21 protein-coding genes are annotated in these 24,686 nt (G+C 70.5%); 13 read left to right on the top strand and 8 right to left on the bottom strand.

The window, feature by feature from the left end; translation table 11 throughout:
• Nucleotides 1-80 precede the first annotated feature (80 nt).
• The 5 genes from OHA03_RS22250 to OHA03_RS22230 form a co-directional block, all read right to left on the bottom strand.
• On the bottom strand, nucleotides 81-3,236 hold the full coding sequence (locus OHA03_RS22250) for an efflux RND transporter permease subunit (protein WP_267005554.1): 3,156 nt from the start codon (nucleotides 3,234-3,236) through the stop codon (nucleotides 81-83).
• Nucleotides 3,237-3,401: 165 nt separating this feature from the next.
• Nucleotides 3,402-4,097, bottom strand: coding sequence for a response regulator transcription factor (locus OHA03_RS22245; protein WP_267005553.1), 696 nt, complete (start codon nucleotides 4,095-4,097; stop codon nucleotides 3,402-3,404).
• 32 nt (nucleotides 4,098-4,129) lie between these two features.
• Nucleotides 4,130-5,362 (bottom strand): sensor histidine kinase, encoded by a 1,233-nt coding sequence (locus OHA03_RS22240; protein ID WP_267005552.1) that lies wholly within the window; start codon nucleotides 5,360-5,362, stop codon nucleotides 4,130-4,132.
• Nucleotides 5,363-5,551: 189 nt separating this feature from the next.
• Nucleotides 5,552-5,830 carry a hypothetical protein gene (locus OHA03_RS22235; RefSeq protein WP_267005551.1) on the bottom strand — a complete coding sequence of 93 codons (279 nt, stop codon included), beginning with the start codon at nucleotides 5,828-5,830 and terminating at the stop codon, nucleotides 5,552-5,554.
• Nucleotides 5,831-5,840: 10 nt separating this feature from the next.
• The gene (locus OHA03_RS22230) at nucleotides 5,841-6,623 is read right to left on the bottom strand and encodes a PspA/IM30 family protein (protein ID WP_267005550.1); all 783 of its coding nucleotides are present in this window, start codon (nucleotides 6,621-6,623) and stop codon (nucleotides 5,841-5,843) included.
• 295 nt (nucleotides 6,624-6,918) lie between these two features.
• Between OHA03_RS22230 and OHA03_RS22225 the strand changes: the two genes are divergently transcribed.
• The 3 genes from OHA03_RS22225 to OHA03_RS22215 all read left to right on the top strand — a co-directional run bounded on the left by OHA03_RS22225 (nucleotide 6,919) and on the right by OHA03_RS22215 (nucleotide 9,556).
• Nucleotides 6,919-7,518 carry a DUF3043 domain-containing protein gene (locus tag OHA03_RS22225; RefSeq protein WP_030933626.1) on the top strand — a complete coding sequence of 200 codons (600 nt, stop codon included), beginning with the start codon at nucleotides 6,919-6,921 and terminating at the stop codon, nucleotides 7,516-7,518.
• Nucleotides 7,519-7,625: 107 nt separating this feature from the next.
• The gene (locus tag OHA03_RS22220) at nucleotides 7,626-8,360 is read left to right on the top strand and encodes a bifunctional 2-polyprenyl-6-hydroxyphenol methylase/3-demethylubiquinol 3-O-methyltransferase UbiG (RefSeq protein ID WP_267008125.1); all 735 of its coding nucleotides are present in this window, start codon (nucleotides 7,626-7,628) and stop codon (nucleotides 8,358-8,360) included.
• 107 nt (nucleotides 8,361-8,467) lie between these two features.
• Complete coding sequence (locus OHA03_RS22215) at nucleotides 8,468-9,556, top strand: S1C family serine protease (protein ID WP_267005549.1); 1,089 nt, start codon at nucleotides 8,468-8,470, stop codon at nucleotides 9,554-9,556.
• A gap of 79 nt (nucleotides 9,557-9,635) precedes the next feature.
• Here OHA03_RS22215 and OHA03_RS22210 read toward each other — a convergent pair whose 3' ends face one another.
• Nucleotides 9,636-9,845: a hypothetical protein gene (locus OHA03_RS22210; protein WP_267005548.1), complete on the bottom strand. Its 210-nt coding sequence runs from the start codon at nucleotides 9,843-9,845 to the stop codon at nucleotides 9,636-9,638.
• Between the two features lie 96 nt (nucleotides 9,846-9,941).
• Here OHA03_RS22210 and OHA03_RS22205 point away from each other — a divergent pair, with 96 nt between their 5' ends.
• The 5 genes from OHA03_RS22205 to OHA03_RS22185 all read left to right on the top strand — a co-directional run bounded on the left by OHA03_RS22205 (nucleotide 9,942) and on the right by OHA03_RS22185 (nucleotide 15,881).
• Nucleotides 9,942-11,144 (top strand): bifunctional adenosylcobinamide kinase/adenosylcobinamide-phosphate guanylyltransferase, encoded by a 1,203-nt coding sequence (locus OHA03_RS22205; RefSeq protein WP_267005547.1) that lies wholly within the window; start codon nucleotides 9,942-9,944, stop codon nucleotides 11,142-11,144.
• Between the two features lie 34 nt (nucleotides 11,145-11,178).
• Nucleotides 11,179-12,006, top strand: a complete 828-nt coding sequence (locus tag OHA03_RS22200; protein WP_267005546.1) for a class I SAM-dependent methyltransferase — start codon at nucleotides 11,179-11,181, stop codon at nucleotides 12,004-12,006.
• A 115-nt stretch (nucleotides 12,007-12,121) separates the two neighbouring features.
• Nucleotides 12,122-13,240 (top strand): nicotinate-nucleotide--dimethylbenzimidazole phosphoribosyltransferase, encoded by a 1,119-nt coding sequence (cobT, locus tag OHA03_RS22195; protein ID WP_267005545.1) that lies wholly within the window; start codon nucleotides 12,122-12,124, stop codon nucleotides 13,238-13,240.
• 89 nt (nucleotides 13,241-13,329) lie between these two features.
• Nucleotides 13,330-15,111: a phosphatidylglycerol lysyltransferase domain-containing protein gene (locus tag OHA03_RS22190; protein ID WP_267005544.1), complete on the top strand. Its 1,782-nt coding sequence runs from the start codon at nucleotides 13,330-13,332 to the stop codon at nucleotides 15,109-15,111.
• A complete protein-coding gene (locus OHA03_RS22185; RefSeq protein ID WP_267005543.1) occupies nucleotides 15,108-15,881 on the top strand; it encodes a hypothetical protein in 774 nt (257 codons plus the stop codon). The genes OHA03_RS22190 and OHA03_RS22185 overlap by 4 nt, the downstream gene beginning before the upstream one ends.
• On the opposite strand, the gene OHA03_RS22180 is transcribed toward OHA03_RS22185, so the two are convergent.
• Nucleotides 15,788-16,549, bottom strand: coding sequence for a hypothetical protein (locus tag OHA03_RS22180; RefSeq protein WP_267005542.1), 762 nt, complete (start codon nucleotides 16,547-16,549; stop codon nucleotides 15,788-15,790). The genes OHA03_RS22185 and OHA03_RS22180 overlap by 94 nt on opposite strands.
• A gap of 87 nt (nucleotides 16,550-16,636) precedes the next feature.
• On the opposite strand from OHA03_RS22180, the gene OHA03_RS22175 reads away from it, so the two are divergent.
• Nucleotides 16,637-17,416 carry an adenosylcobinamide-GDP ribazoletransferase gene (locus OHA03_RS22175; protein ID WP_267005541.1) on the top strand — a complete coding sequence of 260 codons (780 nt, stop codon included), beginning with the start codon at nucleotides 16,637-16,639 and terminating at the stop codon, nucleotides 17,414-17,416.
• A gap of 34 nt (nucleotides 17,417-17,450) precedes the next feature.
• On the opposite strand, the gene OHA03_RS22170 is transcribed toward OHA03_RS22175, so the two are convergent.
• Entirely contained in the window at nucleotides 17,451-18,284 is an 834-nt protein-coding gene (locus OHA03_RS22170; RefSeq protein ID WP_267005540.1) for an endo alpha-1,4 polygalactosaminidase, read from the bottom strand.
• 262 nt (nucleotides 18,285-18,546) lie between these two features.
• Between OHA03_RS22170 and OHA03_RS22165 the strand changes: the two genes are divergently transcribed.
• The 4 genes from OHA03_RS22165 (at nucleotide 18,547) to OHA03_RS22150 (ending at nucleotide 24,456) form a co-directional block, all read left to right on the top strand.
• Nucleotides 18,547-20,091, top strand: coding sequence for a leucyl aminopeptidase (locus OHA03_RS22165; RefSeq protein ID WP_267005539.1), 1,545 nt, complete (start codon nucleotides 18,547-18,549; stop codon nucleotides 20,089-20,091).
• Nucleotides 20,092-20,418: 327 nt separating this feature from the next.
• Nucleotides 20,419-21,807 (top strand): dihydrolipoyl dehydrogenase, encoded by a 1,389-nt coding sequence (gene lpdA / locus OHA03_RS22160; RefSeq protein WP_267005538.1) that lies wholly within the window; start codon nucleotides 20,419-20,421, stop codon nucleotides 21,805-21,807.
• A 98-nt stretch (nucleotides 21,808-21,905) separates the two neighbouring features.
• Nucleotides 21,906-23,681, top strand: a complete 1,776-nt coding sequence (gene sucB / locus OHA03_RS22155; RefSeq protein ID WP_267005537.1) for a 2-oxoglutarate dehydrogenase, E2 component, dihydrolipoamide succinyltransferase — start codon at nucleotides 21,906-21,908, stop codon at nucleotides 23,679-23,681.
• 151 nt (nucleotides 23,682-23,832) lie between these two features.
• On the top strand, nucleotides 23,833-24,456 hold the full coding sequence (locus OHA03_RS22150; protein ID WP_267005536.1) for a GntR family transcriptional regulator: 624 nt from the start codon (nucleotides 23,833-23,835) through the stop codon (nucleotides 24,454-24,456).
• The last annotated feature ends 230 nt before the right edge of the window (nucleotides 24,457-24,686 follow it).

The raw sequence follows: 24,686 nt of genomic DNA, 5'->3' as shown, positions 1-24,686 counted from the left end.
CCGCCCCTCCCCCGTACTGGAGACGCGCAAAAGGCCCCGGCACCGTTGAAACGGTGCCGGGGCCTTTTGCGTGCCCTGCGTTACGCCTTCGCGGGCTCCGGCTCCTCGGAGGTGGTCTCCTCCGGCCGGGCCGTGGCGGACAGGCCCGCCTTCTTCGCCCGCTTGATCGCCTTCTTCTTCGCGCGGCGCTCCTTGCGGAGCTCCACCATCGCGTACAGCGTCGGCACCAGAAGCAGCGTCAGCAGCGTCGACGTGACCAGACCGCCGATCACCACGACCGCGAGGGGCTGCGAGATGAAGCCGCCCTCGCCGGTGACGCCGAGCGCCATCGGGAGCAGGGCGAAGATCGTCGCGAGTGCGGTCATCAGGATCGGGCGGAGGCGGTGGCGGCCGCCCTCGATGACTGCTTCGACAATGCCCATGCCCTGCGACCGGTACTGGTTGATCAGGTCGATCAGCACGATCGCGTTGGTCACCACGATGCCGATCAGCATCAGCATGCCGATCATTGCCGGAACGCCCATCGGGGTGCCGGTGACGACCAGGAGACCGATGGCGCCCGTCGCCGCGAACGGGATCGAGACCAGCAGGATCAGCGGCTGGACGAGCGAGCGGAACGTCGCGACGAGCAGCATGAAGACGATCGCGATCGCGGCCAGCATGGCCAGACCGAGCTTCATGAACGCGTCGTTCTGGTCCTCGGAGACACCGCCGATGGTGGCGGTGGCGCCGTCCGGCAGGTCCAGGGCATTGATCTTCGACTGGAGCGAGGCGCTCACCGCGCCGGTGTTGTCACCGGTGGGGCGGGCGGTGATCGTGGCAGCGCGCTGGCCGTCGATCCTCGTCATCGAGACCGGGCCGGGGACCAGCTTCACCTCGGCGATCTGACCGAGCTTGACCCGGCCGAGCGAGAGGTTCTTCAGCTCGTCCATCGTGGTGGCCGGGTGGGCGGACTTGATGACGACGTCGCGCTCGGTGTCGTCCATGATCGCCTTGCCGGACGGGGTGCCGCTCACCGCTCCGGCGACAGCCGCACCGAGCGTGGTCTGGCTGAAGCCGGCGGCCGCAGCCTCGGCGTTGGCCTTGACCGAGATGCGCGGGACGGACTGCGCCAGGTCGCTCTGGACGTCGGTGACGTCCTTGAGCTCGGCCACCTGCGCCCGCACCTCTTCGGAGGCCTTCTTCAGGGTGTCCGCGTCGGCGGACTTCACCACGACGCTCAGGTCCTGGCTGCCGAAGCCGTCGCCCGCGGCGATGGTGGTGTCACCGATGCCGTCGAGCTTGCCGAGGCCCTCGTCGATGCGCTTCTGGGTGGCGTCGAAGTCGGCCGAGTCCTTCAGAGTGACCTGGTACGAGGCCTGGTTGGCTCCCGTACCGCCACCGAAGGCCGCCATGAAGCCGGAGGAGCCGACGGTGACCTGGTAGTCCTTGACGCCCTTGTCGCCGTCGAGGAGCTTCTCGACCTTCTTGGCCGCCTCGTCGGCGGCCGTCAGGCTGGTGCCGGGGGCCAGCTCCTGCTTGATGGAGAGGACTTCCTGCTCACCCTGGTCGAAGAAGTTGGTCTTCAGCAGCGGGGCCATGCCGAAGGTACCGAAGAGCACGGCGACGGCGATGACGATGCTGGTGATACGGCGCCGGGTCGCGAAGCGCAGCACCGGGACGTACAGCCGCTGGAGCCGGCTGCGGGCCTCCTTCTCCTCGGCCTTGCGACGGGCCTCGTCCGGGTTCTCCGTGCTGCCCTTGGGGGCGCGCAGGAACCAGTACGACAGGACGGGGACCACGGTCAGCGAGACCAGCAGGGAGGCGAGCAGGGCCGCGGTGACGGTCAGGGAGAACGAGCCGAACAGCTCGCCGACCATGCCGCCGACCAGACCGATCGGCAGGAAGACCGCGACCGTGGTGAGGGTCGAGGAGGTGACCGCGCCGGCCACTTCCTTCACCGCGGTGATGATGGCGGAGTGGCGCTCCTCGCCGTAGCCGAGGTGGCGCTTGATGTTCTCCAGGACGACGATCGAGTCGTCGACGACGCGGCCGATCGCGATGGTCAGCGCGCCGAGCGTGAGCATGTTGAGCGACAGGTCGCGGGTCCAGAGCACGATCAGGGCGAGGACCACGGAGAGCGGGATGGAGACCGCGGTGACCAGCGTCGAGCGGAGCGACGCGAGGAAGACCAGGATCACGATGACCGCGAAGAGCAGGCCGAGCGCGCCCTCGGTGGTCAGACCGGAGATCGCCTTGGAGACGGCGGGGCCCTGGTCGGAGACGACGGTCAGTTCGGCGCCTGCGCCGAGGTCCTTGCGAAGGTCCGGGAGCTTGTCCTTGACGGCGTCCGAGATGGCGACGGCGCTGCCGTCCTTGTCCATCGTCGCCATCACGGCGAGGCTCGGCTTGCCGTTCGTCCGGGTGATGGAGACCGCGGTGGCCGGCTCCTGCTTCACGGTGGCGATGTCACCGACACGGACCGGCTTGCCGGGCTTGTCGGCGGCCGGGTTCTGACCGGCGACCCGAAGGTCCTCGATCTGCTTCAGCGAGGTGAACGCTCCGCCGACCTGGACGGTGCGGCTCTTGCCCTGCTCGGAGAAGGAACCGGCCGGGACCGTGGCGCCGCCCGCCTGGAGGGCCTGGGCGAGAGATCCGGCGTTCAGCCCGGCGGCCGCGAGCTTCTTGTCGTCCGGGGTGATGGAGACCTGGAGATCCTGGACACCGTTGACGGTGACCTGGCCGACGCCGTCGATGTCCTCCAGGGCGGGGACGACGGTGCGGTCCAGCTGGTCGGCGAGCGCCTGCTGGTCCTTGTCGGACGTGACGGCGAGGACGACGGTCGGGATGTCGTCCGTCGAACCGGCGATGACCTGCGGGTCGACATCGTCGGGCAGCTGGACGCGGGCGCGGTTGACCGCCTGCTGGATGTCGGCGACCAGCTGCTTCGTGCCCTCGTCGCCGAAGTCGAAGGACGCCATGATGACGGCGTTGCCCTCGCTGGCGGTCGAGGTGACGCCCGTGACTCCGTCGACGGACTTGATGGTGTTCTCGAGCGGTTCGACGACCTGCTTCTCGACCACATCGGGAGACGCGCCCTGGTAGGGGGCGAGCACCGACACCATCGGGAGTTCGATGGTGGGCAGCAACTGCTGCTTGAGCTGCGGGATCGCGATCGCTCCGAAGACGAGCGCGACGATCGAGATCAGCCCGATCAGGGCCCTTTGCGCGAGGCTGAATCTGGACAGCCAGGACATGGGTGGGTCTCTCTTCTGTGGCTTACGCGGCAGGTGGGCGGGTGACTCGGGGACAGACCCGGCCCAGCTATACGATCGCTCATCCGCCCGGGCGAAAGCGTCGGCCCCAGGGTCGCATTCTTATGCGACGCATACCGCAGGTGGAGTACGCCGCCCCTCCACCTGCTACTCCACCCGGGGGCGCACCAGGCCCGATTCGTACGCAATTACCACCAATTGAGCCCGGTCGCGGGCGCCCAGCTTCGCCATCGCCCGGTTCACATGGGTCTTGACGGTGAGCGGGCTCACCGCCAGACGTTCGGCGATCCCGTCGTTGGAGAGCCCGCCCGCGACGAGGACCAGCACCTCGCGCTCACGACCGGTGAGCGCGTCGAGCCGCTCGGAGTACTCGGCGGCACTCGGCCCCGGACCGTCCGAACTGCCGCCCTGCGCAAGGAAGGTGGCGATCAGTCCTTTGGTCGCGGCCGGGGAGAGCAGCGCCTCGCCGCCCGCGGCGATACGGATGGCATTGAGCAGTTCATCCGGTTCCGCCCCCTTGCCGAGGAAGCCGGACGCGCCGGCCCGCAGCGACTGCACCACGTACTCGTCGACCTCGAAGGTGGTGAGCATGACGATCCGCACGGCTGTCAGTTCCGGGTCGGCGCTGATCATCCGGGTCGCGGCGAGCCCGTCCGTACCGGGCATTCTGATGTCCATCAGCACCACATCGGCCCGCGTCGAGCGGGCCAGCGCCACGGCCTCGGCGCCGTCCGCCGCCTCGCCGACCACCTGCATGTCGGGCTCGGAGTCGACCAGCACTCGGAACGCGCTGCGCAGCAGCGCCTGGTCGTCGGCGAGCAGGACCCTGATGGGTGTTGTCATGGGCGTTCCCCCGTCCGGCCCGCCGTGCCCGGCTACTCCGGCTCTCCCGTGCGGGCCTTGACCGGCAGGATCGCATGAACCCTAAATCCGCCGCCGTAGCGGGGCCCGGCGGTGAGGGTGCCGCCGAGGGCGGTGACGCGTTCGCGCATGCCGAGCAGTCCGTGGCCGCCGCCGTCGGCGGCAGTGCCCGCACCTTCGCTCCGACCCGTGCCGTTGTCGAGGACCGTCACCTCGGCCGTCTCCCCCACCCGTATGACACTCACCTCGGCCTTCGCCTCGGGGCCCGCGTGCTTCTGCACGTTGGTCAGCGCCTCCTGGATCACCCGGTACGCGGCGAGATCGACGGCTGCGGGCAGCGGGGTCAGACGGTCGGCGCACGCCACCTCGACCGGGAGGCCGGCTCGCCGGACCTTGTCCACCAGTTCACCGAGGACCGCGAGGCCGGGAGCCGGCTCGGTCGGCGCCTCCGGGTCGCCGGACTGGCGCAGCAGCCCGACGGTGGCGCGGAGTTCGCCCAGTGCGGAGCGGCTGGCCTCCCGGACGTGGGCGAGCGCCTCCTTGGCCTGGTCGGGGCGCTTGTCCATGACGTGGGCGGCGACCCCGGCCTGCACATTGACCAGAGCGATGTGGTGGGCGACGACGTCGTGCAGATCGCGGGCGATCCGCAGCCGTTCCTCGGCGACCCGGCGGCGGGCCTCCTCCTCGCGGGTGCGCTCGGCCCGCTCGGCCCGTTCCCTGATCGCGTCGACGAAGGCCCGCCGGGAGCGGACGGCGTCCCCGGCCGCGCCGGCCATGCCGGTCCAGGCGAAGACCCCGAGGTTCTCCTGGCTGTACCAGGGGGAGGCGCCGAAGAGCATCGCGGACGCCGCCAGAACGCTCATGGTCAGCAGGCCGACCCGCCAGGTGGTGGGCCGGTCCGTGGTGGCGGCGACCGTGTACAGCGCGATGACCGCGCTCATCACCACCGGGGCGGGCGGGTCCACCAGCACGAACTCGACGATCGTGAGCGCACCGGTGGCGGCGAGCACCGCCATGGGGTTGCGCCGCCGCAGGACCAGCACGGCAGCGCCGAGCACCATCAGGACCACGCTGGCCGCCTCGGGCGTGCGGGTGCCGAAGCTGGGCCCGTTCGGGGCGTTCGGGTCGGTGAACGACCCGGCGATCATCGAGGCGAGCACGGCCACGGCGAGCGCGCCGTCGAACGCGAGGGGATGGTCGCGCAGCCAGCGCCGCACGCGCAGGAACCCGGTTCCGAGGGTGGTCACGTCAAGCAACGGTACGGCGTGTCGCGCACGGATCCGGTCCGTCCGCCCCCGCGCCGGGACGCAGAACGCACCGATCAGGACGAACCGGTCCGTCAGCACGACGTACCGGCCCGGAGAGCGCACTGCCCCGCGGCCGGCGGACCGGACACGGGGCAGAGCACTTGCGTGCGGGTGCTGGAGCGGCTGACGTCAGCCGGGGATCAGACCGTCGTCGCGGAGCATGTCGCGTACCTCTTCGAGGGTGGCGTCGGGCGACGGCAGGATCAGTTCGGACGGCTCCAGGGAGTCGTCCGGCAAGGGCGTGCCGAGCTCGCGCACCCTGGCGAGGAGCGCGTGGAGCGTGGCGCGGAAGCCCGGGCCGTCACCGCTCTCCATCTCGGCGAGCAGTTCGTCGTCGAGCTTGTTCAGCTCGGCGAGATGACTGTCGGCCAGGGTCAGCTGGCCCTCCCCCATGATCCGAACGATCATGACGTCTGCCTCACTGCTTGTCGAACTTGTGCGGGGACTGCGACGACTGCTGCTGGGTGGCGTCCTGCGAGCCGCCCTCGATCGCCTGCTGCGGAGCGGAGCCGCCGGCCAGTTCGGCCTTCATGCGCTGCAGCTCCAGCTCCACATCCGTACCACCGGAGATCCGGTCGAGCTCGGCGGCGATGTCGTCCTTCGCCGTCCCGGTCGGGTCGTCGAGTGCGCCGGAGGCGAGCAGCTCGTCGATCGCACCGGCGCGCGCCTGCAGCTGCTGGGTCTTGTCCTCGGCCCGCTGGATCGCCAGGCCGACGTCGCCCATCTCCTCGGAGATCCCGGAGAACGCCTCGCCGATCCGGGTCTGCGCCTGGGCGGCTGTGTAGGTGGCCTTGATGGTCTCCTTCTTGGTACGGAAGGCGTCGACCTTGGCCTGCAGCCGCTGGGCCGCGAGAGTGAGCTTCTCCTCCTCGCCCTGCAGCGTCGAGTGCTGCGTCTCCAGGTCGGTGACCTGCTGCTGGAGGGCGGCCCGCCGGGACAGCGCCTCGCGGGCCAGGTCCTCACGACCGAGCGCGAGCGCCTTGCGGCCCTGGTCCTCCAGCTTGGACGTCTGGCCCTGCAACTGGTTCAGCTGCAGCTCCAGGCGCTTGCGCGAGGTCGCCACATCGGCGACACCGCGGCGCACCTTCTGAAGCAGCTCCAGCTGCTTCTGGTACGAGTAATCGAGGGTCTCGCGCGGATCCTCGGCCCGGTCAAGGGCCTTGTTTGCCTTCGCGCGGAAGATCATCCCCATACGCTTCATGACACCGCTCATGGGCTTCGCGCGCCCCCTTCTGACGGACTGGGCTCCAGCACTCCAACAGAACCCACAGTACGGGCCCTGTCTCTATTACCGCACTGTTCGAGCAAGGATGTGGTCCTCCCCAAGGACGACTGCTCCCGGTCACCGCTCCGGCCCAGGGAGTAGGTGGCTTCAGGGAAACCGGCGGCAACGTCCGTTCTGCCCCTCTCGGGACACATGTGAGGACGCAGGCCGTTGCCGGATCGTTCCCGACCGGGCTGGGGTCGCCGCCGCCGACCCCGTACCCTTGGGTTTTGTGTTCCGTAGCCGTTCGAAGGAAGAGAAGGCCCCCACCTCCAAGGTGACGGCGGACCTCTCCACGCAGCCCCGCGACCCGCAGGCACCCAAGGGTCGCCCCACCCCCAAGCGCAGCGATGCCCAGTCGCAGCGCCGTCGTGCCTCCAGTGGTGCGCCGCTCGACCGCAAGGAGGCCATGAAGCGCCAGCGCGAAGCGCGCCGCGTGGACATGGCCAAGCAGCGGGAGGCGCTCGCGAGTGGCGACGAGCGCTACCTGCCGGCCCGTGACAAGGGGCCGGTGCGTCGCTTCGTCCGCGACTTCGTGGACTCGCGCTTCTGCATCGCGGAGTTCTTCCTGCCGCTCGCAGTGATCATTCTGATTCTCAGCGTGATCCAGGTGCAGAACATCCAGAACATCTCGCTGCTGCTCTGGCTCGGTGTGATCGTGCTGATCGTCATCGACTCGATCGGGCTCGCGTTCCGGCTGAAGAAGCAGCTGAACGCACGCTTCCCCGATACGCCGAAGCGCGGCGCGGTGGCCTACGGCCTGATGCGTACGCTTCAGATGCGCCGGCTCCGCCTGCCGAAGCCGCAGGTCAAGCGCGGAGAGCGGCCCTGAGCACGGAGGTTTCCGGCTCGGTGGCCGGTCCGTCCGTCGGTCCGCCTCGCCGCGGCACCTCCCCGTTCTCCGGGGCCTCTTCCACCTGGCTCAAAGGGCTCGGCGGGCTGCGCAACACCGTCCGCCAGGAGCTGGTCGCCCGGCAGCTCGACGAGCAGATCACCGCGCGCTTCCCGGTCGGGCAACGGCTGCGGGTCCTCGATGTGGGCATGGGGCAGGGCACCCAGGCACTGCGGCTGGCCCGGGCCGGTCACACGGTGACCGGTCTGGAGTCCGATGCCGAGATGCTGCGGGTGGCTCGCGAGGCACTCACCGACGAGCCCGCGGGCATCCGGGAGCGGGTCCGGCTGATCGAGGGCGACGGCCTGGAGACCGGGGTGCACTTCCTGCCGGGCAGCTTCGATGTGGTGCTCTGCCACGGCGTGCTGATGTACGTCCAGGAGCCGGACGCGATGCTGGCGGGCCTGGCCCGGATGCTGGCGCCCGGCGGACTGCTGTCCCTGGTCGTACGGAACGGGGACGCGCTGGCGATGCGGCCCGGCATCGCCGGGGACTGGGACACGGCGCTTGCCGCGTTCGACACGGACGCCTACACCAATCGGCTGGGACTGACGGTCCGGGCCGACCGGCTGGACGACCTCACCGCCACACTCGCCGGGATCGCCGCGCCGCTGCATGCCTGGTACGGGGTGCGGATCTTCACGGACCACATGAGCAATGACGTGGAACTGCCGGCCGCGGCGGAACTGGACCGGGTGCTGGCCGCGGAGGACCGGGCCGGGCGGACGGACCCGTACCGCGGCGTGGCGGCACTGCTCCATCTGTGCGGCGTGCGGGGCTGAGCGCCGTCCCGTAATCCCTGGCAGGCACCCCGCATCCCTGGCGGGCGCCCCGCTCGATCGGCTGCGCCCAACAGGCCGCCAATGGGGTTAAAAGTAATAATCCGGACATGGATGCTTCCCACTCGCGTACCCGTGCCCGCCGGTTGCTGCTGCCACTGGCCGCAGGCCTCTGCGCCATCGCCCTGGTGAGCGGCTGCTCCGGATCGAAATCGAACGCGTCGCAGGCCGGTGCAACGCCGTCGGGCGCGAAGCAGGCTCTGACCACCCCGTCCGCCGACGATCTGCAGGCCGATTTCCAGACCGTCATCAAGAACGTCCTGCCCTCGGTCGTGCAGATCGACGCCTCCAACAGTCTTGGCTCGGGCATCATCTATGACGACAAGGGCCATATCGTCACCAATGCCCATGTGGTGGGCGAGGAGAAGACCTTCAAGGTCACCATCGCCACCGGCGAGAAGGTGCTGAGCGCCTCGCTGGTCGCCGCATATCCGGAACAGGACCTGGCCGTCATCAAGCTCGACGACGTGCCGAGCGGGCTGGAGCCGGCGACGTTCGGTGACTCGGAGAAGGTCGAGGTCGGTCAGATCGTGCTGGCGATGGGCTCGCCGCTCGGGCTGTCCAGCAGCGTCACCCAGGGCATCGTGTCGGCGGTCGGCCGGACCGTGACCGAGAGCCGCGCGGGCGGGGGCACCGGGGCGACCATCGCGAACATGGTGCAGACCTCGGCGGCGATCAACCCGGGCAACAGCGGCGGCGCACTGGTCAATCTGGACAGCGAGGTGATCGGCATCCCGACCCTGGGAGCGGTGGACCCCGCAATGGGCGACAGCGCCGCGCCGGGCATCGGGTTCGCGATCCCCGCCTCGATGGTCAAAACGGTGGCCGACCAGATCATCAAGAACGGCAAGGTCACCGACTCGGGCCGGGCGGCACTGAACATCACCGGCCGCACGGTCGTCGACGACAACTACCAGCCGGCCGGGGTGGCGCTGGTCAGCGTCACGAAGGGCGGCGCCGCCGACAAGGCGGGGCTGCAGGTCGGCGACATCATCACGAAGATCGGCGACGCTCAGGTCACCACGATCGCCTCGCTGTCGGAGGAACTGGCCGTCAAAAAGCCGGGCCAGAAGGTCACGGTGACGTATCTGCGCAACACCGCGCAGCGGACCGCGGACGTCACGCTGGGCGAGATCTGACCGCCTGCGGAACCGCACGCGCGCGGGCCTCGGGTACCGACGAACGGCACCCGGGGCCCGTGCATGCCGGTGGAACGGGTCAGCCCTGGTCGGCCTGGAGACTCATGGGGCCGTAGATCTTCGTCGTGTCCTCGAACAGCGTCACCTGGTCCGCTCCGCCGTCGAGGAGCTCCTTCCAGAACTCGCCGATCCAGGACTCCGCGTCCCCCTGGGTCGTGAATTCCTCCGGCTGCAGGGCCGGCTCCGTCTCCGTACCGTCGGACTTCTCGAACCGCCACGTCCACGCCATGTCCGCCTCCTGGGTCACGTTGCTGCCCGCAGCCTAGTGGCTGGACGCGCAGGGTTGGTCGCGCAGTCGGTGCGGGGACGCGGGAGGATCAGGAGCGTGGAACTGACTCTGCTCGGCACCGGAGCTCCCGACGGGCTGCCTCGCCCCGAATGTCCGTGCGCCGCCTGCGCCACCGCCCGCGGGCCGCGGGCGCGGGCCGCGACCGCGTTGCTGGTCGACGATGCGCTGCTGCTCGATCTCACTCCGGGGGCCGTGTTCGCCGCCGCCCGTGCGGGGCATTCGCTGACCGGCGTACGGCAGATCCTGCTCACCCATCCGCACGACGGGCCAGCCATGGAGCTGCCCGCCGGGCTGCCCCCGGCCGCCCGGGTGCCGGACGGGCAGGAGCTGACGCTGATCAGCGGGCACCGGATCCGGGCGGTGTCGATGGACGCGCCGGGGACCGGATACGAGGTGACGGCCCCGGAGGGCGAGCGGCTGCTGTACATGCCCCCGGGGGCCGCCCCCGCCGGTCTCACGGACCGGGTGGCGCAGCCGTACGAGATGGTCGTCGGCGATGTGACCGGGCGGCCGGACGCGGTGGCCCGGCTGCGGGCCGTCGAGGCGATCGGGCCGGCCACCGAGGTCATCGCCGTCCATATCGACCACGACGCGCCGCCCGGCCCCGAGCTGGACCGACGGCTCGCGGCGTCCGGGGCGCGGATCGTGCCGGACGGGACGACGCTGGTGGTCGGCGATTACCGAGCCGTACCGGATGTCCCGCGGCGCACGCTGGTGACGGGCGGTGCGCGGTCCGGGAAGTCGGTGGAGGCCGAGCGGCGCCTGGAGACGTTCCCCGAGGTGGTGTACGTGGCGACCGGCGGCGGCCGGGACGGCGACGCGGAGTGGGCTGCCCGGATCGGTCTGCACCGGGAGCGCAGGCCGGCCGCCTGGCGCACCGAGGAGACCTGTGAACTGGTGGAGCTGCTGGAGTCGGACGGGCCGCCGCTGCTGATCGACTGCCTGTCGCTGTGGCTGACGGACGCGATGGACCGGGTGGACGCCTGGTCCGACGCGGCGTGGGCGAACGGCGGCGAGACCGCGCTGCGGGAGCGGATCGCCGAACTGGTCGGCGCGGTGCGCGGGACGCGGCGTACCGTCGTCGCCGTGACCAATGAGGTCGGCTCCGGCGTGGTGCCCGCGACGGCCTCCGGGCGGCGGTTCCGGGACGAGTTGGGGCGGCTGAACGCGGCGTTCGCCGACGAGTGCGAGCACGTACTGCTGGTGGTGGCCGGGCAGGCAGTGACACTGCGCGGCTGAGTGGACGGAACGGCAGAGCGGGAGAGGAGCGGACATGGCCCGTGTACGGCCGATGCTGAACGGGGTTCCGGAGACCCTGCTGTGGACGCTCTACAACCGGGCGTACGAGGCGGGGCAGCCCTATCCCGTCATCGACGATCCGATGGCGCTGCAGCTGGTGGCGGACCTCGACTACCCCTTCGAGGAGCGGTTCGGGCGGCCGAACGCGTTCCACTCGCAGGCTCAGGCGCTGCGTTCGCGCTGCTTCGACCTGGCGGTGGAGGGCTATCTGCGCGCCCATCCGCAGGCCACCGTGGTCGCGCTCGGCGAAGGCCTGGAGACCGGCTTCTGGCGGGTCGACAACGGCCGGCTCAACTGGCTGAGCGTGGAGCTGCCGGAGGTCGCCGCGCTGCGCCGTACGCTGCTGCCCGCGTCGGACCGGCTGCGGACGCTGACCCGTTCGGCGACCGATCTCTCCTGGCTGGACGAGATCGAGGACCCGGCCGGCCGGGGTGTGGCCGTCACGACGCAGGGGCTGCTGATGTATCTGGAACCTGCCGAGGTACGGAAGATCCTGGCGGGCTGCGCCGAACGGCTGCCGGGCGGCGTACTCGTCCTGGACTCGATGGCGCGCTGGCTGGCGCGAGGGACGGTGGCCGGTACGTCGAAGGTCGGCTCCATGACCATCCCGCCGATGCGCTGGGCGATGGACCCTCACGAGCGGAAGAAGCTGCGCAGTGCGCATCCGAACATCACCGAGGTGCACGCCCTGGGGCTGCCACGCGGGCGGGGTGCGATGGGCGAGCTGATCCGGATCCAGCACCTGACCCCGGGGCTGCGGACGCTGACCCCCGCGATGACGCTGCTGCGGTTCGGGGCCTGATCCACCACCCGCCGCACTGATGGGGCGTCAGAAATGTGGCAGGTACTGTTCCGCAATGAGCCCCGCGGCGGGCTCACCGGCCCACACCACGTAACGACCCGCGAGGCAGACCCCCGTGAATCTGGACGACTTCTCCGACCTGATCGAACGCCCCGACGGCGGTGTACGGCGCGACGCCGAGGAACGCCGGGAGCGGCTGATCGTGCCCCCGGGTGCCCTCGGCCGCCTCGACGAGCTGGGCGAATGGCTCTCCGCCGCACAGCAGGCCGTACCGGTCAAGCCGATCGAGCAGCCGCGCGTGGTGCTCTTCGCCGGTGATCACGGGGTGGCCGAGCTGGGCGTCTCGGGCCGGGCGGCCGGGAGCGCGCACGAGCTGGTGCGGGCCACGCTGGACGGTGCGACACCGCTCGCCGTGCTGGCCCGCCGCTTCTCCGTACCGGTGCGGATCGTCGACGCCGGCCTGGACTGCGATCCGGAACTGCTGCCCGAGTCGGTCGTACGTCACCGGGTGCGGCGCGGCAGCGGCCGGATCGACATCGAGGACGCGATGACGGCCGAGGAGGCCGAGCAGGCGGTGCGGCTCGGGATCGCGATCGCCGACGAGGAGGCCGACTCGGGCACCGATCTGGTGGTGCTCGGCGACCTGAGCGTCGGCGGCACCACTGCGGCATCCACGCTGATCGCGGCGCTGTGCGGCACGGACGCCTCGGTGGTGACCGGGCGCGGCGGTGCGGGCATCGACGATCTCGCCTGGATGCGCAAGTGCGCGGCGATCCGGGACGCGTTGCGACGGGCCCGGCCGGTCCTCGGTGACCAGCTGGAGCTGCTGGCCACGGTCGGCGGCGCCGACCTGGCGGCGATGACCGGATTCCTGCTGCAGTGCGCGGTGCGCAGGCTGCCGGTGATCCTGGACGGCGTGGTCTCGTCGGCGTGTGCACTGGTCGCCCAGCGGGCCGCCTTCCGGGCACCGGACTGGTGGCTGGCGGGCCAGGTGAGCGGCGAGCCGGCGCAGACGAAGGCGCTGGACCGGATGGCGCTCAACCCGCTGCTCGACCACGGCGTCATCGTGGGCGAGGGAAGCGGGGCCCTGCTGGCGCTTCCGCTCGTGCAGGCCGCGGCCGCGCTGGCGGCGGAGCTGCCCGAGCGCGCTCCGGCGGGCACCGGCGAGGACGGCGAGAAGGACGGCGACGAGGCCGGGACGACCGACGCGAGCGGCGAGACGGTCGACGACTGACCGACCCTGCCGGGCTGCGGCCGCCGGCCACGGACACCGGCCGCAGCACAGTCTCTTGTGAAGCGCGATGCCCCATATGATCGCTTTTCATGGGAGAGGTCCGATTGGTCGGTGGGGGTGTCCGGCGGAGCACCGTCCGCTCACGACGCGGCGCGGCATTCGCCATCTGGTATCTGCGCGCCGTGTCGTTCATCAATTTCCTGAGCGCTGTCTGGGTCACGCTCGGCCAGGACCTCCGCCGGCACAACACCGATAACTACTTCACGCCCTATCTGCTCACCGCGGGCTTCTCCTCCGGAGTGGTCGCACTCTTCCTGGCCGTCACCATGCGCCGCCGCAAGCGGGCCGCGTGGATCGTCAATTTGGTGCTGAGCGGTCTGCTGCTGCTGCTCTTCGCCTTTGTGATCTCCTTCCCGGAGATCCGGCAGTACCCGCAGAACTGGATCTCCCTGGCACTGACCGCCGCGTTCGTCCTGGCGCTGCTCCTGGGCCGGCGCGAGTTCTACGCCAAGGGCGACAGATCCAACCCGAAGCTGGCAGCCGTGGTCGCCGTCGGCGGGCTGCTGCTCACCTCACTGATCGCGACCCTGCTCGTCACCGTCACCAACACGGCGCACGACGAGTACCGCTCGACCTTCCTCGACCGCTGGCGCTACGGCGCGCTGCGGCTGATCTCGGTCGCCGCCGACAACTCCCGCTTCCCCGGCATCACCGTGCCCGGCTGGGTCAATGTCGTCATCAACATCCTCTCCACCTTGCTGCTGATCGCCGTCGTGTACGCGGCCTTCCGCTCCCGCCGGGCCGTCGACCCGATCACCCCGCAGGACGAGGACCGGCTCCGCGTCCTGCTCGACAAGCACGGCGACCGCGACTCGCTCGGCTACTTCGCGCTGCGCCGGGAGAAGAGCGTCGTCTGGTCGCCGACCGGGAAAGCCGCCGTCGCCTACCGGGTGGTCGGCGGGGTCTCGCTCGCCTCCGGTGACCCGATCGGCGACCCGGAGGCCTGGCCCGGCGCGATCGAGCCGTGGCTCACCGAGGCCCGCGAGCACGGCTGGATCCCCGCGGTGATGGGGGTGAGCGAGGAGGGCGGCACGGTCTACGCCCGGCACGGCCTCGACGCACTGGAACTCGGCGACGAAGCGATCGTGGAGACGGCCGAGTTCACCCTCGACGGGCGGGCGATGCGGACCGTCCGCCAGGCGTACAACCGGGTCAAGCGCGCCGGGTACGAGGTGACCGTCCGCCGCCACGCGGACATCCCCGACGCCGAGATGGCCGAACTGCTGCGCTGCGCCGACGACTGGCGCGACGGGGAGACCGAGCGCGGCTTCTCGATGGCGCTCGGACGGCTCGGCGATCCAGCGGACGGGCAGTGCGTGATGCTGGCGTGCCGGGACAGCGGTGACACCCCGGGCCAGGGCCAGTTGCGTGCCGTACTGAGCTTCGTCCCCTGGGGTCCGAACGGTCTCTCGCTGGACCTGATGCGCCGTGACCGGAACTCCGAGAACGGCCTGATGGAGTTCATGGTCATCGAACTCCTGCAGCGCGCACCGAAGATCGGGATCACCCAGGTGTCGCTCAACTTCGCGATGTTCCGGTCCGTCTTCGAGAGGGGATCACGGCTCGGCGCCGGACCGGTGCTGAGGCTGTGGCGCTCGCTGCTCAGCTTCTTCTCGCGCTGGTGGCAGATCGAGTCGCTCTACCGCGCCAACGCCAAGTACCGACCGATCTGGGAGCCGCGCTTCATGCTCTTCGAGAAGAGCTCCGACCTGCTGCGCATCGGCATCGCCGCAGCCCGCGCCGAAGGGTTTCTGGAGGCCCCCGGCCTGCCCAAGTGGATGCACCGCTCGCATCTGGGAAGCCGTAGATGAGACCGGGGACCTCGCTGCGCACGGCCGCCCGCCGCGAGTGGGGGCCGCTGCTGTCGACCGTAAGCTGCGCGCTCAGCGGCTCCCGGCTGCGGGCCGTCCCGATGACGCTGGGGGCGGTCTGTCTGACGGCGCTGCTCCAGGTGGTGCAGAACCAGCCCTGGGGCCGTCGGCCGGTGGACGTCCTCGGCTCGGTGCGGGCCGAGGACCCGCTGTGGATCGCCCTGCTGCGTACTCCACTTTCGCTGTTCGTACCCGCGCCGGATCTCCCGGTGTGGGGTGCGCTGGCGCAGGTCCTGGTGGTTTTCGGGATCGCCGAGATCTGTCGGGGCCGGTGGCGCACCTTGCTGATCGCGTACGTCGCCACGCTGGCCGGGACGTTGTACGCACGGGCCGGGGTCGCGGTAGGCACCGACGGGCTGTTCGGACTGCCCGCATCGGACGCGCATGTCGTCGACACCGGCCCGTCGGCGGCGGTGGTGGGGATCGCGGTGTATCTGTGCCACGCCTACCGGGCCTGGTTCACCGGGGCGGTGGTGATCACGGCGATGGTCGTCGAGGTGGTCCTCAAGAACAACCTGGCGGGCAAGGAGCATCTCGCGGCGATCGTCGGGGTGCTGATCCTGTGCGGCTTCACGGTCCGGCGCGACCGGCGCCGTCATCTGCGCGCCCGCCGCGGTCAGGACTTGCGCGTCGGGGCCGGGTTCCGGTCCGGCGCGCCGCCGATCAGATCCTCGAATCTGCGGCGCGGCGCCACCCAGCGCCGGTCGTGATGGTACGCGCGCAGCACCGCCCTGGAACGGGCGCGGTGCCGGTTGCGGTAGAAGCGCTTCGCCCACATCGACGTCGGCCGGGCCAGCCGGATCGCGCCGAACAGAGCGACGAACGGCACCAGGGCGCCGATCACCGCCATCCGGGCCTTGCCCTTGAAGAGCGCGATCAGCACGAAACAGAAGTTGACCACCAGGGTCAGGACGATGCCGAGCCGTCCCTGCTCCTGATCGCTGGTCAGTTCGTTCACCCCGAGCGGCGAGAAGCCACCGAGGAGAAGCAGGACGAGCGCCGCGGTGAGGACGACGACCTCCACGCTCTGCCGGCCCTCTTCGGTCCAGTACACATCGTCGAGATGGAGGATCAGGGCGAACTCGTCCAGCACCAGACCGGCGCCCATCCCGAAGATCACCGCGCAGATGCCCGCCGTGACACCGTGCCGCCCGCTGGAGACCGCGCCGAAGCCACCGATCACCGTCAGCACCACACCGGGCACCACATGGTGGACGTGCAGGCCACCGGGCGTGACGTTGCGGAACGGGCCCTTCCCCGCCCTGATCAGCCGGGTGATGAGACGGGTGATGGCGAAGGTCAGCACAAAGGCGGCCAGCGCGAGGAGCAGGGGCAGCTTCCCCGGCTCGACGAAGTTCTGATCGAACCAGTGACCCATGCCACCCTCTCTCGATGATCCATTTTGTGGCATTCTGCAGCGTTTCGGCCAATCTATCGACCCGGAGGAGCGATTAGCCTGCGCGCCGTGACCTCCCCGAACAGCCACGGCATACGTTTCGCCTTCGGCACCCTGACCGTCCTCCCCGTCCGCGTCACCCGCTGGGACCGTGAAGCGGCCCGTGCCGGGATGCTGTGCGCCCCGTTCGCCGGTCTGGTGGTGGGGCTGTCGGCGGCGGTGCCCGGCGGGCTGTTGCTGCTGTTCGGCTCGGGGCCGCTCCTCGCCGCGGTCGCCTCGGCCGCGGTGCCCGCGGTCCTCACGAGGGGACTGCATCTCGACGGCCTCGCGGACACGGCGGACGGGCTCGGCAGCGGAAAACCAGCTGAGGACGCGCTGCGCATCATGAAGCAGTCGGACATTGGGCCATTCGGCGTGATCACTCTGCTGTTCGTGCTGCTGGCCCAGGTCGCCGTCCTCCACCAGCTGTACGGGCAGGGCTGGGCGCACGGCGCGATGGCGGCGGTCGTCGCCGGGGTCACCGCCCGGCTCGCGCTCACGCTGGCATCCCGTCAGGGCGTACCGCCGGCCCGGCCGGAGGGGCTGGGCGCGGCGGTGGCGGGCACGGTTCCGCTGCGGGCGGCGGCAGGTGCGGCCGTGGTGGTGGTGGCCGCGTGCGCGGGGGCGGGGGCGGTGTTCGGCGGGTACGCGCCGTTGCACCAGGGACTTGCCGTGGTGGGCGGGCTGGCCGGCGCGCAGGTGTTGCTGCGGCACTGCGTACGGAGGTTCGGCGGGGTCACGGGGGATGTGTTCGGGGCGGTTGCGGAGGTGGCCGCAACGGGGACGCTGGTGGGGCTGGCCCTGGGCTGAGAGAGCGCGAGGCGGCCCGATTGTCGATATGTCCTCAATTGCCGGACGTGTTTGACGTACAGCTCCGGCGCCAGACTCCGAGTTCGTACTTCTTGCGCAGTGAGCTCAGGCGCAGCTTCTTCGACTGCGGGCAGAACCGCGCCACCGGCACCTCGTACTCCACATGGAACACCGCCTTGTCCGCCTCGATGAACGGTGTGAGGGCGGCGCACTCGTCGTACTGCGCGCACTGTTCGTTGACCGCGAAGTCGAAGTCCGGCTCCAGCTGCGGGATCTGGTCCAGGTCGTTCTTCAGGCCGACGGCCAGTCCGTGCCGGTGCGCGATGCGGGCGACGAGCCGGTTGTAGCGCAGCTGGTCGGCGGCGGTCAGCGGGAAACCCGTCCGGTTGCGGTAGCCGTCCATGTTGTCGGGTTCGACCGCGTCGAAGCCCTTCTTCGCACACATCTCGATCCGGGCCTCCATCAGCGGTTCCAGCACGCCCGTGCGGCGGATGTCGAGCCAGCGCTCCCCCGGCCAGCCGTTGCCCCTTCCCCGCACCGAGGCGGGAAACTTCGCGGCGTCCGGGCGGAAGTCCTCCCAGGCGCCCGTGGAGACGTAGCAGATGACCTTGCGGTCCCGGCGGTGCAGATCGGCGACCGCCGACGCGTCGTGCTCGAAGCCGTCGATGTCGTACACCGGGACGTCCACGGTGGGGTCGAGGCGGCCGGAGAGCTGCCACTGCCAGTCGGCGCCGGGCCTCGGCCTCCAGCGCTCCGCGGGGGCGGCTTCCGGCGCCGAGGTGCAGCCGGCCAGGACTGCCAACAGAATCAGTACGGCGGGCAGCGCCGGCCCCGGTCCCGACATGCGTGCAGCCCACTGGGCGCGCATCGCTCTCCCCCCGCTCGCTCCGGCACTCCCAACCGACCCTACTGGCAGGGGCGTTCGCGGCTCCGCGGCCCCGGCCCGGACCGGCCGGCGCCGGAGCCGTACCGCCGGAACGGGTCGCCAACGGCCCGCCGACGTGATCCGGCAGCAAAGGCGCGCGTAGGCTCATTACCGGCACATTGCGGCGGCGTCTACGATGCGCCGGGCACGGTCGGCCCACCCCTCGACCGATAAATGAACTCAACGGAAGCGAGATTTCACCACCGTGACTGCTCTCACTCTCAGCACTGCCGGTGCGGCGACGCTGCGCGCCGACGCACTCGTCGTCGGCGTCGCCAAGGGCGCCAAGGGTCCGGTCGTCGCACCGGGCGCCGAGGCCGTGGACAAGGCGTTCGACGGAAAGCTCGCCACCGTCCTGGAGACCCTGGGCGCCTCCGGTGCCGAGGGCGAAGTCACCAAGCTCCCCGCGCCGGCCGGCCTCAAGGTCCCCGTCGTCATCGCGGTCGGGCTCGGTTCGGTTCCGGAGAAGGACGCGGCGTTCGACGCCGAGGCGCTTCGTCGCGCCGCCGGCTCCGCCTCGCGTGCGCTGGCCGGTTCGAAGAAGGCCGGCTTCGCACTGCCGGTCGCGTCGGTCGAGGACGCCGAGGCCGTCGCCGAGGGCGCGCTCCTCGGTGCGTACGCCTTCACCGCGTACCAGGGCGGCGAGGACAAGCTCGCCTCGAAGGACAAGAAGAACGGCAACGGCCCGAAGTCGCCGCTCGCCGAGGTCGCCCTGCTCGGCGCCAAGCCGCGCGACAAGGCCTTCAAGGCGGCCGCCGAGCGCGCCGTCGCGGTCGTCGAGGAGATCAACCGCGCCCGCGACCTGATCAACACCCCGCCGAACGACCTGTACCCCGAGTCCTTCGCCGCTGTGGCCACGGCCGCCGGCAAGGAGCACGGCATCAAGGTGCAGGTCTTCGACGAGAAGGCGCTCGTCAAGGGCGGCTTCGGCGGTCTGCTGGGCGTCGGCCAGGGCTCGACCCACGGCCCCCGCCTGGTGAAGCTCGCGTACACGCACCCGAAGGCGGAGAAGACCCTGGCCCTGGTCGGCAAGGGCATCACGTACGACTCGGGCGGCATCTCGCTGAAGCCGGCCGGTCACAACGAGACGATGAAGTGCGACATGAGCGGCGCCGCCGCCGTGTTCGCGACCGTCGTCGCGGCCGCCCGCCTGGGGCTCCAGGTCAACGTCACCGGCTGGCTGGCGCTCGCCGAGAACATGCCGTCCGGCAACGCGACCCGCCCGGGTGACGTGCTGCGCATGTACAGCGGCAAGACCGTCGAGGTCCTCAACACGGACGCCGAGGGCCGGCTCGTCCTCGCAGACGCGCTGACCCGCGCCTCCGAGGAGAAGCCGGACGCGATCGTCGACGTGGCGACCCTGACCGGCGCGATGGTGCTGGCGCTGGGCCACCGCACCTTCGGCATCATGGCGAACGACGACGCCTTCCGTACCTCCATCCACGAGATCGCCGAGGAGGTCGGCGAGGCCTCCTGGCCGATGCCGCTCCCCGCCGACCTGCGCAAGGGCATGGACTCCCCGACCGCCGACATCGCCAACATGGGTGAGCGGATGGGCGGCGGCCTGGTGGCCGGTCTGTTCCTGAAGGAGTTCGTGGGCGAGGGCATCGCCTGGGCGCACCTGGACATCGCGGGCCCGGCCTTCCACGAGGGCGCGCCGTACGGCTACACGCCGAAGGGCGGCACCGGTTCCGCGGTCCGCACGCTGGTGAAGCTGGCGGAGCGCACCGCGACCGGCGACCTCGGCTGAGGCAGCTGTGTGCGTACGGCCCCGGGCATACGTCCGGGGCCGTACGTGTTCCCTCCTTGACACCGCTGCACTGCGTCACGCAGGTTTCGCTCTCGACGAAATCCGTATGTCTCTACGCAGCGGTAACCCTCTGGAACGGACCATCAGCCGTCCCAGACCAGGGCCCCGCGTCCCGCCCACCGTCAACAAGTGCGAAGATGGGTTCTCGGCAGGACAGGGCCCCCACCACAGGGCCGAAAGACAAAAGCGGCCGAACACCAGCCGACCGGCCGGTCACACCCCAGCGACGGGGCCCGGCGTACGGCGCACATGCATGGAGGACGTGACGTGGCGAACGACGCCAGCACCGTTTTCGACCTAGTGATCCTCGGCGGTGGTAGCGGCGGCTATGCCGCGGCCCTGCGCGGAGCGCAGCTGGGCCTGGACGTCGCTCTGATCGAGAAGGGCAAGGTCGGCGGCACCTGCCTGCACAACGGCTGCATTCCCACGAAGGCGCTGCTGCACGCCGGTGAGATCGCCGACCAGGCACGCGAGGCCGGCCAGTTCGGCGTCAAGGCCACCTTCGAGGGCATCGACATCGAGGCCGTCCACAAGTACAAGGACGAGGTGATCACCGGCCTGTACAAGGGCCTGCAGGGTCTGATCGCCTCGCGCAAGGTGACGTACATCGAGGGTGAGGGACGGCTCTCCTCCCCCACCTCTGTGGACGTGAACGGCCAGCGCATCCAGGGCCGCCACGTGCTCCTGGCGACCGGCTCCGTGCCGAAGTCGCTGCCGGGCCTGGAGATCGACGGCAACCGCATCATCTCCTCGGACCACGCGCTGAAGCTGGACCGCGTCCCGCAGTCCGCGATCGTGCTGGGCGGCGGCGTCATCGGCGTCGAGTTCGCCTCGGCGTGGAAGTCCTTCGGCACCGACGTCACCATCGTCGAGGGTCTGAAGCACCTCGTCCCGGTCGAGGACGAGAACAGCTCGAAGCTTCTTGAGCGCGCTTTCCGCAAGCGCGGCATCAAGTTCAACCTCGGCACCTTCTTCCAGAAGGCCGAGTACACCGAGAACGGTGTGCGGGTCACCCTCGCCGACGGCAAGACCTTCGAGGCGGAGGTGCTGCTGGTCGCGATCGGCCGCGGTCCGGTCTCGCAGGGCCTGGGTTACGAGGAGGCCGGCGTCGCGATGGACCGCGGCTATGTCCTCGTCGACGAGTACATGCAGACCAACGTCCCGACCATCTCGGCCGTGGGCGACCTGGCCCCGACCCTCCAGCTCGCGCACGTCGGCTTCGCCGAGGGCATGCTGGTCGCGGAGCGGCTGGCCGGTCAGAAGGTCGTTCCGATCGACTACGACGGTGTCCCCCGGGTGACGTACTGCCACCCCGAGGTCGCCTCCGTTGGCATCACCGAGGCGAAGGCCAAGGAGCTCTACGGCGCGGACAAGGTCGTCGCTCTGAAGTACAACCTCGCGGGCAACGGCAAGAGCAAGATCCTGAAGACCGCGGGCGAGATCAAGCTCGTCCAGGTCAAGGACGGTGCCGTGGTCGGCGTCCACATGGTCGGTGACCGTATGGGCGAGCAGGTCGGTGAAGCTCAGCTGATCTACAACTGGGAGGCGCTGCCGGCCGAGGTCGCGCAGCTCGTCCACGCCCACCCGACGCAGAACGAGGCGCTCGGCGAGGCCCACCTGGCCCTGGCCGGCAAGCCCCTGCACTCCCACGACTGATCCGGTCAGGGCGCGACGACCGACACTTCCGCACTTCCCCGAGCTCGCGGTCCCGCTCGCGAGCCGGGGAGACCACATCCTTAGGAGCAACTGAAACCATGTCGGTTTCCGTAACCCTTCCGGCGCTCGGCGAGAGCGTCACCGAGGGCACTGTCACCCGCTGGCTGAAGGCCGAGGGCGAGCGCGTCGAGGTCGACGAGCCGCTGCTCGAGGTGTCGACCGACAAGGTCGACACCGAGATCCCGGCCCCCTCCGCCGGCATCCTCGCCTCCATCAAGGTCGCCGAGGACGAGACCGTCGAGGTCGGCGCCGAGCTGGCCATCATCGACGACGGCACGGGCGCACCCGCCGCGGCCGCGGCTCCGGCCGCCGAGCCCGTGGCCGTGCCTGCCGCTGCCGCACCGGCCCCGGTCGCCGAGGCCCCTGCCGCTGCCCCGGCCCCCGTGGCCGCCGCCCCGGCCGGTGGCGCCGCCGGTACCGATGTCACCCTTCCGGCGCTCGGCGAGAGCGTCACCGAGGGCACCGTCACCCGCTGGCTGAAGGAGGTCGGCGAGGAGGTCACGGAGGACGAGCCGCTGCTCGAGGTCTCCACGGACAAGGTCGACACCGAGATCCCCGCCCCGGTCTCCGGCGTGCTGCTGGAGATCGTGGTCGCCGAGGACGAGACCGCCGAGGTCGGCGCCAAGCTCGCCGTCATCGGTGCCGCGGGCGCCGCTCCGGCCGCTGCCCCGGCCCCGGCCGCTCCGGCTCCCGTGGCCGCCCCGGCTGCTCCGGCCCCGGTCGCCGCTGCCCCCGCACCGGTCGCGCCGGCTGCCCCCGCTCCGGCTCCGGCCCCGGTGGCGCCCGCCGCCCCGGTTGCCGCTCCGGCGCCGGTGGCCGCTGCTCCGGTCGCCGCCCCGGCTCCGGTCACCCCGGTCGCTCCGGCGCCGGCCTCCGGTGACGAAGGCGCGTACGTCACGCCGCTGGTCCGCAAGCTCGCCGCCGAGAACGGTGTCGACCTCGCTGCGGTCAAGGGCACCGGCGTCGGTGGCCGTATCCGCAAGCAGGACGTCGTCGCCGCCGCGGAGGCCGCCAAGGCCGCCGCCGCTGCTCCGGCCCCCGTCGCGGCTGCCCCGGCGGCCGCGAAGGCGCCGAAGCTCGAGGTCTCCCCGCTGCGCGGTCAGACGGTCAAGATGACCCGCATGCGCAAGGTCATCGGCGACAACATGATGAAGGCGCTGCACTCGCAGGCCCAGCTGACCTCGGTCCTCGAGGTCGACATCACGAAGCTGATGAAGCTGCGCAACCAGGCGAAAGCCGCGTTCGCCGCCCGTGAGGGCGTCAAGCTGTCCCCGATGCCGTTCTTCGTGAAGGCGGCAGCCCAGGCGCTGAAGGCCCACCCGGTCATCAACGCCCGGATCAACGAGGACGAGGGCACCATCACGTACTTCGACTCGGAGAACATCGGCATCGCCGTGGACGCCGAGAAGGGTCTGATGACCCCGGTCATCAAGGGTGCGGGCGACCTGAACATCGCCGGTATCTCGAAGAAGACCGCCGAGCTGGCCGGCAAGGCCCGCGGTGGCGGTCTGACCCCGGACGACATGTCCGGTGCCACCTTCACCATCAGCAACACCGGTTCGCGCGGTGCGCTGTTCGACACCGTCATCGTGCCGCCGAACCAGGCCGCCATCCTGGGCATCGGTGCCACGGTCCGCCGCCCGGTGGTCATCGACCACCCGGACCTCGGCGAGACCATCGCGGTGCGCGACATGACGTACCTCTCGCTCTCCTACGACCACCGTCTGGTGGACGGCGCGGACGCCGCCCGTTACCTGACCGCGGTCAAGGCGATCCTGGAGGCCGGCGAGTTCGAGGTCGAGCTCGGCCTGTAAGGCGGAGTACGACTCGTTGTAACCAGCCTCACCAGCGGCGCCCCCGTCCGGACCACTTCCGGGCGGGGGCGCCGCCGTATTGTCTAGACACCACCGGTCGCCGCTCCGCTGCCGACCGGTCGCAGCGTCGGTTTCCCCGAAGGAGCCCCTCATGACCCCGCCCGTCGTCCACTCGCTGCGCGAACAGATCCGCGAGCACATCGTGGACGGGATCGTCAGCGGGCGCTGGAAGCCGGGCGAGCGGATCGTGGAGCGACGGATCGCCACCGAGCTGGAGGTCAGTCAGACGCCCGTACGCGAGGCCCTGCGGGAGCTGGAGACCCTCCGACTGATCGAGTCGGCGCCCAACAAGGGCGTACGGGTACGGAATCTGACCGCGGCCGATCTGGAGGAGTCCTACCCGGTCCGGGCCGGCCTCGAGCAGATCGCTGCGGAGCTGGCGGCTCCGACGCTCGGCGAGGACTGCTCGCGGCTGTCGCCGCATGTGGCGGCGTTGTACGAGGCCGACCGGCTGGCCGACGGCGAGGCGCAGGTACGGCACACGGTGGCGTTCCACCGGGAGATGGTGCGGGCCGCCGGGAACGCCGTGCTGCTGCACACCTGGGAGGGGCTGGGCATCGAGGTGTTCACGGCGCTCTCGATCCGCTGGCTGGGGACGGTGCAGAAGTCGTACGCGGAGGAGCACGAGGCGCTCATCGACGCGTTCCTCCGCAAGGACCCGGACATCGGTGTGCTGGTGAAAGCGCATGTCCTGGGGTGCGCGCCGCGCGCCTGAGGCCCGTGCGCAAATGGGGGCGGGGGCGCTCGACCGTGCAGTCGGGCGCCCGGTTTACCCTCATTTGTCGCGTCACTCCGTGCCGCGAAACAGGGCACCGGATGCCAATTTCTTCATATCGAGAAGTTTTGCCTTTCATCCTTTGATCGATCATCGATCAGCGACTTAGAGTTCATTTCGCGGGCCCACCGGCCCCATCGCCCTGTCCTGCCAGTCAGGGCCTTTCTCCA

Source organism: Streptomyces sp. NBC_00154 (assembly GCF_026342835.1).
Lineage (GTDB): Bacteria > Actinomycetota > Actinomycetes > Streptomycetales > Streptomycetaceae > Streptomyces.
This window is presented reverse-complemented; position numbering and strand designations above follow the sequence as displayed.